At 36.3% G+C, this 16,231-nt stretch carries 14 protein-coding genes; all 14 read left to right on the top strand.

Going from position 1 to position 16,231, the window contains the following annotated elements:
- Position 1: 1 nt before the first annotated feature.
- A complete protein-coding gene (locus tag B5D15_RS12695; protein WP_078697489.1) occupies positions 2–2,146 on the top strand; it encodes a xanthine dehydrogenase family protein molybdopterin-binding subunit in 2,145 nt (714 codons plus the stop codon).
- The gene (locus B5D15_RS12690; protein ID WP_078697488.1) at positions 2,136–2,612 is read left to right on the top strand and encodes a (2Fe-2S)-binding protein; all 477 of its coding nucleotides are present in this window, start codon (positions 2,136–2,138) and stop codon (positions 2,610–2,612) included. Before B5D15_RS12695 ends, B5D15_RS12690 begins: the two co-directional genes overlap by 11 nt.
- A complete protein-coding gene (locus B5D15_RS12685; protein WP_078697487.1) occupies positions 2,606–3,433 on the top strand; it encodes an FAD binding domain-containing protein in 828 nt (275 codons plus the stop codon). The genes B5D15_RS12690 and B5D15_RS12685 overlap by 7 nt, the downstream gene beginning before the upstream one ends.
- An 11-nt stretch (positions 3,434–3,444) precedes the next feature.
- Positions 3,445–4,827, top strand: coding sequence for a dihydropyrimidinase (gene hydA / locus B5D15_RS12680; RefSeq protein ID WP_078697486.1), 1,383 nt, complete (start codon positions 3,445–3,447; stop codon positions 4,825–4,827).
- 1 nt (position 4,828) lies between these two features.
- On the top strand, positions 4,829–6,046 hold the full coding sequence (locus B5D15_RS12675) for a YgeY family selenium metabolism-linked hydrolase (RefSeq protein ID WP_078697485.1): 1,218 nt from the start codon (positions 4,829–4,831) through the stop codon (positions 6,044–6,046).
- 14 nt (positions 6,047–6,060) lie between these two features.
- Entirely contained in the window at positions 6,061–7,044 is a 984-nt protein-coding gene (locus B5D15_RS12670) for an ornithine carbamoyltransferase (protein WP_078697484.1), read from the top strand.
- A 12-nt stretch (positions 7,045–7,056) separates the two neighbouring features.
- On the top strand, positions 7,057–8,427 hold the full coding sequence (locus B5D15_RS12665; protein ID WP_078697483.1) for an 8-oxoguanine deaminase: 1,371 nt from the start codon (positions 7,057–7,059) through the stop codon (positions 8,425–8,427).
- A gap of 257 nt (positions 8,428–8,684) precedes the next feature.
- A complete protein-coding gene (locus B5D15_RS12660; RefSeq protein WP_078697501.1) occupies positions 8,685–10,355 on the top strand; it encodes a formate--tetrahydrofolate ligase in 1,671 nt (556 codons plus the stop codon).
- Positions 10,356–10,468: 113 nt separating this feature from the next.
- Complete coding sequence (locus B5D15_RS12655; protein WP_078697482.1) at positions 10,469–11,086, top strand: NUDIX hydrolase; 618 nt, start codon at positions 10,469–10,471, stop codon at positions 11,084–11,086.
- 183 nt (positions 11,087–11,269) lie between these two features.
- Positions 11,270–12,286, top strand: coding sequence for a molybdopterin-binding protein (locus B5D15_RS12650; RefSeq protein WP_078697481.1), 1,017 nt, complete (start codon positions 11,270–11,272; stop codon positions 12,284–12,286).
- An 11-nt stretch (positions 12,287–12,297) separates the two neighbouring features.
- Complete coding sequence (gene modA, locus B5D15_RS12645) at positions 12,298–13,101, top strand: molybdate ABC transporter substrate-binding protein (RefSeq protein WP_078697480.1); 804 nt, start codon at positions 12,298–12,300, stop codon at positions 13,099–13,101.
- Positions 13,102–13,773, top strand: coding sequence for a molybdate ABC transporter permease subunit (modB, locus tag B5D15_RS12640; protein WP_078697479.1), 672 nt, complete (start codon positions 13,102–13,104; stop codon positions 13,771–13,773).
- A 4-nt stretch (positions 13,774–13,777) separates the two neighbouring features.
- Positions 13,778–14,833 carry a sulfate/molybdate ABC transporter ATP-binding protein gene (locus B5D15_RS12635; RefSeq protein WP_078697478.1) on the top strand — a complete coding sequence of 352 codons (1,056 nt, stop codon included), beginning with the start codon at positions 13,778–13,780 and terminating at the stop codon, positions 14,831–14,833.
- 15 nt (positions 14,834–14,848) lie between these two features.
- Entirely contained in the window at positions 14,849–15,640 is a 792-nt protein-coding gene (locus tag B5D15_RS12630) for an XdhC family protein (protein ID WP_078697477.1), read from the top strand.
- The last annotated feature ends 591 nt before the right edge of the window (positions 15,641–16,231 follow it).

The following is a 16,231-nucleotide window of genomic DNA, read 5'->3' as shown; positions in this document are numbered from 1 at the left end:
TATGGGAAGGGATATAGCATTGTCAATAAGAAGAGATGATGCAATAGCAAAAATTTCAGGTGAGGCTAAATACACCTGTGATGTAAAATTTGAAAATATGCTCTATGGTAAAACCTTAAGGTCTAAAATCGCAAGAGGAAAAATAAAATCAATAAAATATCCCTCTCTTCCCGAAGGATATTATATCGTTGATAAGGATGATGTTCCAAAGCCTAATAAACTTAAAATATTAAAAAGCGATATGAGCGTATTTGCACAGGATGTTGTAAACTATGTTGGAGAACCTATAGCCTTAGTTGTAGGAGAAGATAAGGAAATTATAGATAATATACTGTCAAAAATAGAAGTTGAATATGAAAATATACAGCCGATATTAACCCTTGAGGAAGGACTTAATACTAAGGAGCCTATATATGGTGATAACAATCTTTTTGCAGATTATGTAGTTGAAAAGGGAGACATTAATGAGGTTAAAAATAGAGCTTCCTATGTTTATGAAGGAGAATATGAAACGGGGTATCAGGAACAGTTCTATTTAGAGACTCAGGGCATAATTGCAGATTTTAAGGATGGAAAAATAACTATATACGGCTCGATGCAGTGTCCCTATTATATAAAAAATGCACTTTTAGACTTCTTTAAAGCTGATAGCGACAAAATAAGGGTTGTACAGCTTACAACAGGTGGAGGTTTTGGAGGGAAGGAGGATTATCCCTCATTAATTGCAGCACAGGCGGCAGCAGCTTCTATAAAATGCAAAAGGCCTGTAAAAATAGTTTATGACAGGGATGAGGATATAGAATTTACAACAAAAAGGCATCCTTCAAAAATAAAACTAAAAAGTTACCTTGATGATAATTTCAAAGTTATAGGAATGGAAGCTGATATAATCCTCGATGGAGGTGCCTATGCAAGTTTATCTGAGGTCGTACTTCAAAGGGCTATGTTTGCAATAAGCGGCGTTTATAATATAGAAAATCTATATGTAAAGGGCAGAGCAGTTGCTACAAACAAGGCTATAAGCGGGGCTTTCAGAGGATTTGGGGCTCCCCAGGCGTTTTTTGCAATTGAAATTCATATGGAGCACATAGCAAAGAAATTTAATCTTAATCCCTTAGATTTTAAGATTAATAATCTTATAAAAAGAGGAGATAAGTCCTCAACGGGAGGAACCTTCAGAGATGAAATAAAGCTTAAGGAAATGATTAAAAGGGCAGAAATAATGTCCTCCTATAATGAAAAAAAATCGAGGTTTAAAGAAGAAAGGAAAGAGGGAAAATTAAAAGGCATTGGAATGAGTCTTTTCTTCCACGGGGGAGGCTTTACTGGAAGCGGTGAGAGAGATCATATAAAGGCAAAGGTAAAGCTTTTAAAGAAAATCGATGAAACCGTTGAAATACTGATTTCTAATGTAGAGATGGGACAGGGCGCTATGACAACATCGAGAAAAATAGTTGCCTATACTCTAAATATTCCAATAGAGAAGGTCATATTTGAAAACCCCGATACTGATAGAGTTCCGGATTCAGGACCTACCGTTGCATCAAGAACTACTGTTGTAGTAGGTGAGCTTTTAAGGGAGGCTGCAGAGGAGTTAAAAAATAGATGGAATGAAAATGAAACCTTAATAGTTGAAGCAGATTATAAATATCCTGAAGGTTATGAGTGGGACGGGGATAAATTTAAAGGCGATGCCTACACTTCCTATTCCTTTGGGGTTAATGTTGTTGAGGTTGAAGTTGATTCTATAACCTATGAGAGTACGATAAAAAATGTATATGCGGTGTATGATATAGGACAGGCAATAGATGAGAGAATCGTAAAGGGACAAATAGATGGAGGAATAGTTCAGGGGCTTGGATATGCGGGTATTGAGGTTATGGAAAATAAGGAGGGGAGATTTCTTCAAAGGACGAGCTCTGATTACATTATTCCAACTTCAAAGGATGTTCCTTATATTTACAGCGAACTTTTATGCGAACCCTTCAAATACGGTCCATACGGTGCAAAGGCTCTTGGAGAATTGACTTTTGTAGGTTCACCTCCAGCCTACGCCCTGTCAGTTGAAGATGCCCTTGGCCTTGAAATTAGTAATATACCTGTAAGGCCTGAGAATATTTTGGAGGTGTTAAGGCATGGAAAATAAAATAAAGTTTATATTGAACGGAGAAGAAGTGGAGGTTTTATGCAGCCCTGTAAAAAGGCTTCTTGACGTTTTAAGGGATGATTTTAATCTTTCGGGAGCAAAAGAAGGGTGCGGCAAGGGAGAATGCGGTGCCTGCTCTGTTTTAATAGATGGGAAGCTTATAAATTCCTGCCTGTATCCAGCCCAAATGGCAGAGGGGAAGGAAGTTTTAACTATAGAAGGCCTTAAAAAAAGCAGAATCTTTGAAATATTAAGTGAAAGCTTCATAGATGCAGGGGCTGTACAATGCGGCTTTTGTACTCCAGGTATGATTATGGCATCCTATGCTCTTTTGAGAAAAAACCCAAATCCTACTGAGGAAGACATAAGAGAAGGATTATCAGGAAACCTTTGCAGGTGCACAGGCTATAATATGATAATTGAAGCGGTTAAAATGGCAGCCAAAAGGGGTGAGGGACTATGGTAAAATCCTATAAACCCAAAAGATTAGAAGAGGCTTTACAGATTATAAAAAATGAGGACTGTATATTATTTGCAGGCGGAACGGACCTTATGGTTAATAGAAAAATATATTTTGATGACAAAAACTCTGATAAGAAGGTTCTTTTCCTATCTTCAATAGAAGAGTTAAAGGATATTAGCTCTGATAGTAATTATATTGAAATAGGCTCTATGACTACCCTTTGCAGCGTAGAGAAGAACAATTTAATTCCAGAGGCTTTAAGGGAGGCTGCAAAATCTATGGCATCTCCTTCAATTAGGAATATAGCAACTATAGGAGGGAATATTTGCAATGCCTCCCCTGCAGGGGATACCCTTCCATATCTTTATGCAGCCCAAGCAACACTCGTTTTAGAGAGTATTGAGGGGAGCAGAGAAGTATATATTGGAGATTTTATAAAAGGACCGAGAAAAAAGGATATTAAAAAGCATGAGATTTTAACTAAGATAAAAATACCTTTGAAGGAATATGATATATGGGAATTTAGAAAGGTTGGAACAAGGAAATCAACAGCCCTCTCAAAGCTCTCCTTTACAGGGCTTGCTAAGAAAAAAGACGGTATTTTAGAAGATATAAGGCTATCCTTTGGGGCGGTAGGGCCAACGGTTGTAAGATGCAGGGATTATGAAAATAAAATAATTGAAATTGGTAAAGATATAAAAATCCCTGAAATAATAGATATGTACAGCAGCATTATAACCCCCATAGATGATCAAAGGTCAACGGCATATTATAGAAAGGAAGTTGCCTTAAGCCTTCTATCAAACTTTCTTTTAAAGCTTTAGGCGGTGAGTTTATGAGAACCCTGATAAAAAACGGCAAAATTGCAGATGAAAGAGGAATCTATGAGGGTGATATATATATTGAAGATGGAATAATAAAAAAAATAGGAAAGGATTTAAAGGACGACTGTGAGAATTTAGTTGAGGCAAAGGGGAAGCTTATAATCCCTGGTGGAGTAGATGTTCATACTCATTTTAATCTCCATGCAGGAAATTTTATTGCAGAGGATGATTTTTACAGCGGAACTGTTGCTGCTGCCTGCGGAGGAACAACAACTATTGTAGACCATATGGGCTTTGGCCCTAAGGGCTGCAGCCTTTTCCATCAGGCAAGGGTATATCATGAATATGCAAAGGATTCAGTAATAGATTATGGATTTCATGGCGTAATACAGCATATTGACGATGATATATTAAATGAGCTTGAGATTATGATAAGGGATGAGGGAATAAGCAGCTTTAAAATATATTTAACCTACGATTTTAAAATTGAAGACGGCGATGTATTAAGGCTTATGGAAAGGCTGAAAGGTTTAGGAGGCATTCTTTGTATTCACTGTGAAAACGACAGCATTATAAATTACTTAAAGAAAGAATTTATAAATGAAGGGAAAAGGGAGCCTATATATCATTCTAAAAGCCGCCCAGATTTATGTGAGGCTGAGGCTGTTGGAAGGATAATAGATATTTGCGATATGGCACAAAATCCTAATATATATATTGTCCATCTTTCAACCTTAAAGGCACTTGAAAGGGTAAAAAAAGTAAAACAAAGCGGGCAAAATATTTTTGCTGAAACATGCCCCCAATATCTCCTTTTAAGCGAGGATAAATACCTTAATGAGGATGGAATTAAATATATATTAAGTCCTCCCCTTAGAGATAAAAATAATCAGCAGTTTCTTTGGGAGGGAATAAGGCAAGGGCTTATTGATGCTGTTGCAACGGACCACTGCCCCTTCTCTTTACAATATAAGAATTATGGAAAGGATGATTTCACCAAATGCCCCAATGGAATCGGAGGGGTTGAGGAGAGAATACCCCTTATGTTTTCTGAAGGGGTTATGAAAGGGAGGATTTCCCTATCTAAGTTTATTGAGGTTTGCTGCACAAACCCTGCAAAGATTTTCGGGCTTTATCCTAAAAAAGGAACTATAAGTATAGGCAGCGATGGGGATCTTGTAATAATAGATACTGAGAAAGAAACAGTCTTAAGCAAAGATATGCTACACAGCAGATGCGATTATACTGCCTATGAAGGGTTAAAACTAAAGGGATATCCTGTATTAACCCTCTCAAGGGGAGAGGTTATAGTAAAGGATAATGAATTTATTGGTGAAAGAGGAAGAGGACAGTACTTAAAAAGATTAGGTAATTTAAATAAAAAGGGGTGTTAGAATGAAAAAAGAAGTAAATCCTGAAGAAATATTGAGGCTTGCTGAGGGTTATAAAAACGATATGAGTAAATTCTTAAGGGATATGATAGCAATACCAAGTGAGAGCTGTAATGAAAAGGAGCTTATACTTAGAATAAAGCAGGAGATGGAGAAGGTAGGATTTGACAGGGTACAGATAGATCCTATGGGTAATATTTTAGGTTACATTGGAAATGGCAAGCACATAATCGCAATGGATGCTCATATAGATACCGTTGGAATAGGTGATATAAGCCTTTGGAACTATAATCCCTATGAGGGCTATGAGGATGAGGAAATCATAGTAGGAAGGGGAGCAAGCGACCAAGAGGGCGGAATGGCAGCTATGGTTTATGCAGGAAAGATAATTAAGGATTTAGACCTTCTTGATGATTATACTTTAATCGTTACAGGTACAGTTCAGGAGGAGGACTGCGACGGGCTTTGCTGGCAGTATATTATAAACGAGGATAAGATAAGACCTGAGTTTGTTGTAAGTACAGAGCCTACATCCTGCAATATATACAGAGGACAAAGGGGCAGGATGGAGATTAAAGTTACAACAAGCGGTATAAGCTGCCATGGCTCAGCACCTGAAAGAGGGGATAATGCTATATATAAGATGGCTCCAATTATTAACGAACTTAAAGCTTTAGCTGAAAACCTCGGATATGACGAGTTTTTAGGAAAGGGCTCTTTGACAGTATCAGAGATTTTCTTCTCATCGCCTTCAAGATGTGCTGTTGCAGATAAATGCACAATATCAATAGATAGAAGGCTCACATGGGGTGAAACCTTTGAGATGGCTCTTCAGCAGATAAGAAATCTTCCTTCAGTTAAGGAGGCAAATGCTGAGGTTTCAATGTACAGCTACGATAAGCCATCCTATACAGGACTTATATATCCAACGGAATGTTATTTTCCAAGCTGGGTAATTCCTGAGGAGCATGAGGTTTGTCAGACTCTTGTTGACTCATATAGAAGGCTTTTTAAATATGAGCCTATAGTTGATAAATGGACATTCTCTACAAACGGCGTATCTATAATGGGAAGATATAACATACCCTGCATAGGCTTTGGCCCAGGACATGAAGAGGAAGCCCATGCACCTAATGAGAAAACTTTTAAGAGCGAGCTTGTAAAGTGTGCAGCAATGTATGCACTAATACCAATAATATATGTAAATAATTACGCAAAGTAAAAGGGGGATTTATTATGCAAACATTATTTAGAGGAAGACACTTTATAACTCTTCAGGACTACACTAACGAAGAAATCGAAACTATGCTCGATGTATCCTTCGACTTAAAGAGAAAATTCGCTATGGGAATCGACACGCCCTACCTTCTTCACAAGACTATATTCTTAATGTTCTTTGAACAATCAACAAGAACAAGAAATTCAATGGAAGCGGGAATTGCCCAGCTTGGCGGGCATGCTAACTATCTTGATACAAGTACAATGCAGATATCCCACGGTGAAAGCGCAAAGGATACTGGAGTAATACTATCAAGATTTGGACATGGAATAGCATGCAGAAACTGTTTCTGGGGAATTGGAAATAAGTATTTAATGGAAATGGCAAAATACTCCAGTGTTCCAATAATGAACCTTCAGTGTGATCTTTACCATCCTATGCAGGCTCTTGCTGATATCATGACAATAAAAGAAAAATTCAAAGATACAAACAAACTTAAGGTTTCAATAATTTGGGCCTATGCAACAAGCCATAAAAAACCTATATCGGTTCCAGTATCACAGGTTCTCTTGTTCCCAAGGTTTGGTATGGATGTAACTCTTGCTTATCCTAAAGGGTACGAGCTTCCTGACTGGGTTATTGAAAAGGCTAAAAAATATGCAGAGCAGTATAAGGGAAGCGTTAAGATTACTCATGACATGGAAGAAGCATACAGGGATGCAGATGTTGTAATACCAAAGAACTGGGGAAGCTGGGTAACAAATCCAAGCAAAGACGTTGTTGACAATCTTCTTGAATCTAATAAACACTGGAAGTGTACTGAGGATATGATGAGGCTTACAAGCAAGGATTCAATATATATGCATGCTCTTCCAGCAGACAGAAACAATGAGGTTGAAGACAGCGTAATCGATGGACCTCATTCAGTTGTTTATGATGAGGCTGAAAACAGGCTTCATACTGCAAAGGCGGTTATGACTCTCCTTATGGGAGGAAAATAAGGTGGGATTTATATGGGATATCTTCTTTTAAAAAACATATCAAAGGTTTTAACCTTTGATGATAATGACAATATATTTGATGGTTTTGACATACTTATAAAAGACAATGAAATTGTAAGAATAGAAAAAAACATTGAATATGAAGGCTGTCAAATTATTGACTGCAAAGATTTAGTTGCTCTTCCTGGCTTTGTAAACACCCATCATCATCTTTATCAAACTCTTTTCAGAGGAATTGATGAGGTTCAGGAAAAGCCTCTTTTTCCTTGGCTTGTAGGACTTTATGAGTTCTGGAAGCATATAGACAGCGAATCTGTATACTTTGGGGCTATGATTGGATTTAGTGAGCTTTTAAAAACTGGATGCACAACTACTATGGATCACCACTATGTTTTTCCAAAGGGAAAGAGTCCCTATCTAATAGACGAACAGATAAAAGCTTCAAGGGATATAGGTATACGTTTTCATGCAACAAGAGGTTCTATGTCGAGAGGCAAAAGCAAGGGAGGTCTTCCGCCAGACTGCGTCGTACAGGATGAGGAGGAAATACTCTTAGACTGCGAGAGAGTTATAGATAAATATCATGATGACAAAAAATTTGCAATGAACAGGATAGCCCTATCCCCATGCTCGCCTTTTTCTGTAACTTTATCCCTTATGGAAAAGTGCAGGGATATTGCAAGAAAAAAGAAGGTAATGCTTCATACTCATCTTGCGGAAACTTTAGATGAGGAAAAATACTGCATCGAAATATACGGGAAAAGGCCTGTTGAGCTTATGGAGAGCATAGGCTGGCTTGGTGAGGATGTATGGTTTGCCCATGTAATACATGTAAATGATGATGAAATAAAGCTTTTAAAAGGAAGCGGAGTTGCCCACTGCCCCTCTTCTAACATGAAACTCAGCAGCGGAATATGCAGAACAAGCGAGCTTGTAAAAGCAGGGGTTAATGTTGGTATAGCCGTTGACGGAAGTGCTTCAAATGACGGCTCTAATATGTGGGAAGAGGTTAGAAGGGCATACCTTCTTAATCATTTAAAGTATGGAACTGACGGGCTTTGCGCCTACGATGTTTTAAAGATGGCAACAAGGGGAGGAGCTAAGGTTTTAGGACGTGATGACATAGGTGAATTATCAATCGGCAAGGCGGCAGACATAATACTTTTAGATTTGAATGATATAGCCTATGCAGGATGCCATAATGTAGCTGTTGGAATAGTTACCTGCGGGAATTCAAGCCTTGTTAAAATGACTATTGTAAACGGCAAAATAGTTGTAAAAGATGGGCATTTAGTATCTGTTAATGAAGAAGAAGTAAGAAATAGAGCTCATGAAATAGCAGCAAATATAGTAAAAACCGAAAGAGAGAGCAGAATTATTTAGGCGTAGTAACATATTTTAATTAGTATTAAGAAAGCAATTTGAATTATAAATCTGCACTGAGAAATTAGTGCAGATTCTTTTTAAAACTCATACTCTGCTGAATTTATAAAAACACAATAAGTTTTATGTATATTAATAGATAAATTTTGTTTATAATATAGATAAAAGTGAAGTTTTATAACAAATCGACGATTTTGTGACGCTTATATTTTATAATAAAAGCAAAATAATACGAGAGGATGATTGATATGGGCAAGATACCAAGCGATATTGAAATCGCACAAAGGGCGAAGATGAAGGATATAAGAGAAATAGCTGAAAATGTTGGGATACTTGAAGATGAGCTTGAACTCTACGGAAAATATAAGGCTAAGGTTTCTCTCGACATATTTAAAAGACTAAAGGATAAAAAGGATGGAAAGCTCATACTTGTTACAGCTATAACACCAACCCCTGCAGGAGAGGGAAAATCAACAACAAGTGTCGGCCTTGGACAAGCTCTTAATAAAATAGGAAAGAATGCAATAATAGCATTAAGGGAGCCATCACTTGGACCTGTTTTTGGAGTTAAAGGAGGAGCTGCAGGAGGAGGATATGCTCAGGTTGTTCCTATGGAGGATATAAACCTTCATTTTACAGGAGATATGCACGCTATAACCGCTGCGAACAATCTTTTATCTGCTGCAATAGATAATCACATACATCAGGGGAACAGCCTTAGAATAGATGCAAGGCAGATTACATGGAAAAGAGTTATAGATATGAATGACAGGGCACTTAGGGATGTTGTAATAGGCCTTGGAGGAAAGGCAAACGGCTTTGTTAGGCAGGACGGATTTATGATAACTGTTGCCTCTGAGATTATGGCGGTTTTATGTCTATCCAGCGATTTGATGGATTTGAAAGAAAGGATAGGAAGGATAATAATAGGATATAATATGGACGGTCAGCCTGTAACTGCAAAAGACTTAAAGGTTGATGGTGCTATGACTCTGCTTTTAAAGGACGCTATAAAGCCAAACCTTGTTCAAACCTTAGAGAACACTCCGGCACTAATTCACGGAGGGCCTTTTGCAAATATAGCCCACGGCTGCAACAGCATAATTGCAACAAAGCTTGGACTTAAACTTGCGGATTATTTAGTAACCGAGGCAGGCTTCGGTGCTGACCTTGGTGCTGAGAAATTCCTCGATATTAAGTGCAGATTTGGAAATCTAAAACCTTCAGCAGTTGTAATCGTTGCAACCATTAGAGCATTAAAGATGCATGGGGGAGTTAAGAAGACAGATTTATCAATAGAAAACCTTGAAGCTCTTGATAAGGGCTTTGCAAACCTATCAAAGCAGGTTGAAAACATAAGAAAGTTTAACCTCCCAGTTTTAGTTGCAGTAAATAAATTCTCAGCCGATACGGATGCGGAGATAAATCTTTTAATCAATAAGTGCAAAGAATTTGGTGTTGAAGTTGCATTAAATGAAGTCTGGGAAAAAGGCGGAGAAGGCGGAATAGAGATGGCTCAAAAGCTTGTTGAAATAGTAGATAAAGAAGAATCTAATTATAAACCTTTATATGAAACTGAAAAATCAATTCCTGAAAAGATTGAAAAAATAGTTAAAGAAATTTATGGAGGAGATGGTGTTGAGTTTTCACCAAAGGCTCTAAAGGAGATAAAGAGACTTGAGGAGCTTAATCTTGATAAAATGCCAATATGTATGGCAAAAACACAGTATTCATTATCTGACAACCCTCAGCTTTTAGGTGCGCCAAAGGGATTTAAGATTACAGTAAATGAAGTCAGGGTATCTGCAGGTGCAGGCTTTATAGTATGCCAGACTGGGGATATAATGACAATGCCGGGGCTTCCCAAAGTTCCAGCAGCGGAAAACATAGATATAGACGAAAATGGAGTAGTTACGGGACTATTCTAATACTAAACAAAGGCTTTTGCATTAACTTTTTATGCAAAAGCCTTAAGTATATACTATACATCTAGGGACAGTTACTTATTTTACCTAATCACCGCACAATTGGAGGGTAATTTATGGATAGGGATTTTTTTAGTAAAATATATAAAGACATAGGCATAGTTGGTGAAAATGATGATTTGAGAGTGTACGCAGTAACCATTCCCCTTGTTAATATAAACGGGGAAGAAAACATAGTTTTTGAAATAAGAAGCAGAAATTTAAGCGGGGCGGGGGAGATATCCTTACCTGGAGGAAAAGTTGAAAAGTATGAGAGAAAGATAGACGCTGCGATTCGTGAAACCTGTGAAGAGCTGCTTTTAAAAGAGGATAATATTGAAATTTTATCTTTTGCAGATACAGCAGTAACCCATTATGGAAAGGTAATATATACCTTTATTGCAAGGATAAAAGATGCAAACAAAATTAACTTTTCTAAGGATGAAGTTGAAAAAATTATATTCATCCCTTTAGATTTTTTTATAAAAACAAAGCCTCAGGTTATGAAAATAAAAACTACAACCAATCCTTTAGAGGAATTTCCATATGATATAGGAGTAACTTCTAAAAATTATAAATGGGAAAGCACAAAGCTTAATGTTTATTTTTATAAGTATGAAAATTATGTAATTTGGGGGTTAACCGCAAAGATTATTCACTCTTTTATTGACAGAATTATTTTTAAAGATAAATAGGGTGTAATTTTCAAAGAACAATTAAAAATGCAATGAGTTCTTATTAACGTGATAATTGCGAAAAAAATCAATATTCAGACAAAAACTAATAAAATTGATAGAATTTGTGGTAAAATAATAGTAGAATTAGTTTAGCATGGATAATTTATCCATGCTAAACTATTAGGATAAAGGAGGGGTAACATGAAAAAGGTTAAGGTTGAAGATGCTGTGGGGATGGTACTTGCTCACGATCTTACTAAAATTGTGCCTAACGTATTTAAAGGGGCGGCTTTTAAAAAAGGGCATATTATTGAAGAGAAGGATATTTTAGAGCTAAAGAGTATGGGTAAAAACCATATATATATCCTTGAGCTTAACGAAAATATTATTCATGAGGACGAAGCTGCAATTAGAATTGCAAAGGCAGCAGCAGGAAAAAACATATATCTTCAGGGGCCCTCAGAGGGAAAGATAAACTTTAGAGCTGAAAAGAGGGGGCTTTTAAAAGTCAATGAAGAAGCTCTATATAAAATAAACAGCATAGAGATGATTATGTTTGCAACTCTTCATAACAATACTGTGGTTGATAAAGATAAAAGCCTTGGGGGGACAAGGATTATACCTCTTACAATTGAAAAGGAAAAGATAGAAGAAGTTGAAAATATATGCAGGGAACATGGAAGCATTTTGGATATTAAAGAGTTTAATAAATATAAAGTTGGAATAATAGTTACAGGTACGGAGGTTTTTGAAGGAAGAATAACGGACAAGTTCGGACCTGTACTTAAAAATAAAATGGAGTATTACGGATGTGAAAACAATATAAAATATGCCCCAGATGATAAGGATAGGATTATAAAGGCTATTGAAAGCCATATAAATGAGGGATGCGATATAATAATTTTATCGGGAGGAATGTCCGTTGATGCTGATGATGTAACCCCCTCGGCAATAAGAGAGTATAGCACTAAGGTTATAACCTATGGTTCTCCGGTTCTACCTGGCGCTATGTTTATGATGGCGTATAAAAACAATACGCCTATCGTTGGAATACCAGCCTGTGGGATGTACCACAAGATTACTATTTTTGACTTAGTATTCCCAAGAATTATTGCAGGAGAGGTTATAAAAAGGGAGGACATAGTAAGATTAGGACACGGAGGATTTTGTGAAAACTGCAGTGAATGCCGTTTTCCAAGCTGCAGCTTTGGGAAATAGGAGGGGAAATTATGAAAAAAATATTGCCAATAGTTTTAATTTTCATAATAATATCATCTAATTCTGCTTTTAAGCATTTTAATGTTTTTAACAGCAAAGCATCTTCTAAGGAAGCAGAAAAAAGCAATGAAATAACTGTTGCGGCTGCTGCGGATTTGGTTTTTGCCTTTAATGATATAGGAAAGCTTTATGAAAAGGAAACAGGAAACAAAGTAAAACTTATATTTTCATCCTCAGGAACGGCAAGGGAGCAGATTGAAAACGGCGCACCCTATGATGTATATGCTTCGGCAAATATTAAGTTTGTTGATGATTTAATAAGCAAGGGAAAAATAATTTCTGATACCAAACAGCTTTATGCTGTAGGGAGAATAGGAATTGCAACAAAGATAGACAGCCCCCTTAAGGTTAACGATGTTAAGGACTTATTAAAGGAAGATTTTAAAAAGATAGCGATTGCAAATCCTGATCATGCTCCCTATGGAACAGCTTCAAAGGAGGCCCTGCAGTCCTTAGGACTTTGGGAAGATTTAAAAGATAAGATGGTTTACTGCAAGGATATTCAGGATGTTTTAGCCATGACAAAATCCGGAAACGTTGAGGCAGGATTTATATCTTTATCTGTATATAAAAAGGATGAAATGAATTTTATGTTAATAGATGACAAGCTTCATAAACCTCTAAAGCAGGCTATGGCAGTAGTTAAGGGAACAAAAAATGAAAGCATATCGAGGGATTTTATAAAGTTTGTAAATGGCAAAGAAGGAAGAGAGATTATGAAAAGATACGGTTTTGTTTTGCCGGGAGATATATAGATGACAAATATAAATCTTTTTCCGCTGTTTTTATCCCTTAAAGTAGCCTTTATATCAACTGCTTTAAGCTTTTTAATCGGGCTTCCCCTGGCATATTATTTAAGCCTTAATAGAAGCAGGTTCTCAGATTTTTTAGATACCTTTACTAATTTTCCTGTGGTTCTTCCGCCTACCGTTTTAGGATATTATCTTCTCGTTCTTCTTGGGAGGCAGTCTTTTATAGGGAAGTTTCTTGAAAAAAATTTTAATATTATGATAGTTTTTACTCCTGCTGGAGCTATTGTTGCAGCTGTTATTGTATCTCTTCCCTATATGATTAAATCTTCAAAGACAGCCCTTTTAAGTATTAACGAAGACTATATAAATGCAGCAAGGCTCCTTGGAAGAGGCGAACTTAATATTTTTCTTACTATTATGATTCCAATATCCTACAGAGGAATTATATCAGGGGTTACTATGTCCTTTGTAAGAGCTCTCGGGGATTTTGGGACAACCCTTATGGTTGCAGGAAGCATTCCCGATAAGACTTTAACGATGCCGATTGCGATATATAATGCTCTCCAATCAGGAGATAAGGCTATGGCAAACCTTCTTGTTCTTATAATGACGAGCATTTCAGTAATTGTTTTATATATAGTAAATAGGCTTGAAAAGAAGATGAAAAGAGGATGATAAAATGCTTGAAGTATCTTTTGAAAAGAAGTTTGGAAGTTTTGCTTTAAAGTCATCCTTTTGCTGCGATAAAGAAGTTTTAGGAATTTTAGGCCCCTCAGGATGCGGAAAGAGCCTCACTTTAAAGTGTATTGCTGGGCTCTTTCCCCCTGACAGGGGGATTATAAAGCTCGATGGAAGGGAATTTTTTAATTCAGAAAAGAAAATTAATATCCCATCAAGAAATAGAAACATAGGATTTGTATTTCAAAACTATGCTCTTTTTCCTCATCTTACGGTATACGATAATATCGCCTATGGAATAAAAGATTTGGATAAAAGTAAAAGGCATGAAAAAGTAATGGATTTTATAAAAAAAATGCAGCTTACAGGATGTGAAAAAAAATACCCTTCCCAATTATCAGGAGGGCAGCAGCAAAGAACTGCACTGGCAAGGACGCTTATTAAAGAGCCAAGCCTGCTTCTTTTAGACGAGCCCTTTTCAGCCATAGATACCCATGTTAAAAGCATGCTTAAAGCTGAACTTTTGGAGATAATAAAAAAGTATCAGGGCACAGTTCTCTTTATTACCCATGACATAGAGGAAGCCTATGAGATGTGCGATAAGATTTTGATAATGAATGGGGGACAATGCATTCAAAGGGGAGATAAAAGGGATGTTATTAAAAGTCCTGTAAATTTAGACAGCGCACGCATAACAGGATGCAAGAATTTCTTTGATGTTGATATTGTAGGTGAGAGGAAAGGGTATAATCTTTTACAGCATAATGGTCTTTTGATTTATGCAAATAAAAACAATAAAACTTTAAAAGAGAAGATGACAGCAGGTATAAGGCAGCATGACATAAAGCTTTTAAAGGAAGCTGAGGGTGATATGAATACTTTTGAATGCGAAATTGTGGATGTAATTGAAGGCATATCTTATTCAACGGTTTTTTTAAGGTGCAAAGATCTTCTGCTGCAAGCTGAAATTTCAAATTTTAAATATAGTGAATATGAAAATGGCAAGGCATTTTTTTATATATCCCCTGAGGATATTTTTGTTGTAAGCAAAGAATAATTTAGGAGGGATAAAATGGAGGAGATTATTCTTGAGAGGATAAGCTGTGCATTAAAAGAAAATAAAAAAGCGGCCCTTATAACGGTAGTAGACTCAAAAGGTTCAAGTCCGGGAAAGGCTGGATTTATGATGGCAGTATTTGAGGATAAAAGCACAGTAGGAACAGTAGGAGGGGGAGAACTTGAAAGAGAGGTAATACAAAGAGCGTTAAAATCTATAAGTGGTGGTAAGGATGAATTTGCGAGTTTTAAACTAAGCGATGAAGGAAATCTTCATATGCAGTGCGGAGGAAGCATAGACGTATTTATTAAGGTTTTTGGGAAAAAGGATAGGCTTTTGATTGCAGGAGGTGGACATGTAGCCAAATCTCTTTATGAGATAGCAAAATATTTTGATTTTAATATTGTTATTTTTGAGGACAGGGAGGAGTTTGCAAATTCTGATAGATTCCCAAACTGTGAAATAATTCTTGGAGATATTGGAGAAAACCTGAAAAAATATCCTATCGATGAAAGAAGTTATGTTGTTATTGTAACAAGAGGACATTCCTTTGATGAAGCAGCACTAAAAGCTTCTTTAAACAGGGGCGCTGCCTATGTTGGGATGATAGGCAGCAGTAAAAAAACGAATTATATTAAAGAGCGACTTTTGAGCGAGGGATTTTCAAAGGATGAGTTAGAAAAAGCCTATGCTCCTATAGGACTTTGCCTTGGGGGGGACAGTTCTTTTGATATTGCTCTTTCCATATTTTCAGAGATAATGCTCATTAAAAATAATGGTAAACTAAAACATATGAGAGAGATATAAATATTTTCTCATATAAAAATTTAGGCCCTTAATACTTAAAGTAAAATATTTATGCCTATTAAGCCGTTAAAACTTTTTAGTAGTTGTGAAGGAATTTATAAAGAATAGCTTTTAGATTCAGTTTATTTTAGCGTAGAAGTATTAGGGGCTTATATTAATTTTTAAAAAGAGCGTTTAGGCAATACAAATAGAAACCGGTTTCTGTAATTATAAGGAAATTATATGAAATGAACTGTTAAGATATTATATCAATTTATTAACAATAAATATTTTTACAGAGATTTCGCACTTGAAAATTTTTAGGGCGATAAGCCCGTTGATTTATAATGGTTAAGAAATAGTAAGTAGAAATTAGGTATTTTCCGATTTTTACTGGAAAATATAGAGAAAAAAATTGCATAAAGAAAGCATCCTTTTTATAATAGTTTTACCACAAACAAACATAAAAAGGATGCTGATGAAATGAACAAAAGTTATTTAAAACAAATGCTCACTTACTTTTCTAAAGTATATCATCTTGGAGAAAAAATCAATACCTTAAATAAAAAAAGAGTGAAATCCCCATTTGAAATTTCAACGATTACATTTGTA

The sequence above is a fragment of the Caloramator quimbayensis genome (assembly GCF_900167605.1).
Classification (GTDB): Bacteria; Bacillota; Clostridia; order Clostridiales; family Caloramatoraceae; genus Caloramator_B; species Caloramator_B quimbayensis.
This window is presented reverse-complemented; position numbering and strand designations above follow the sequence as displayed.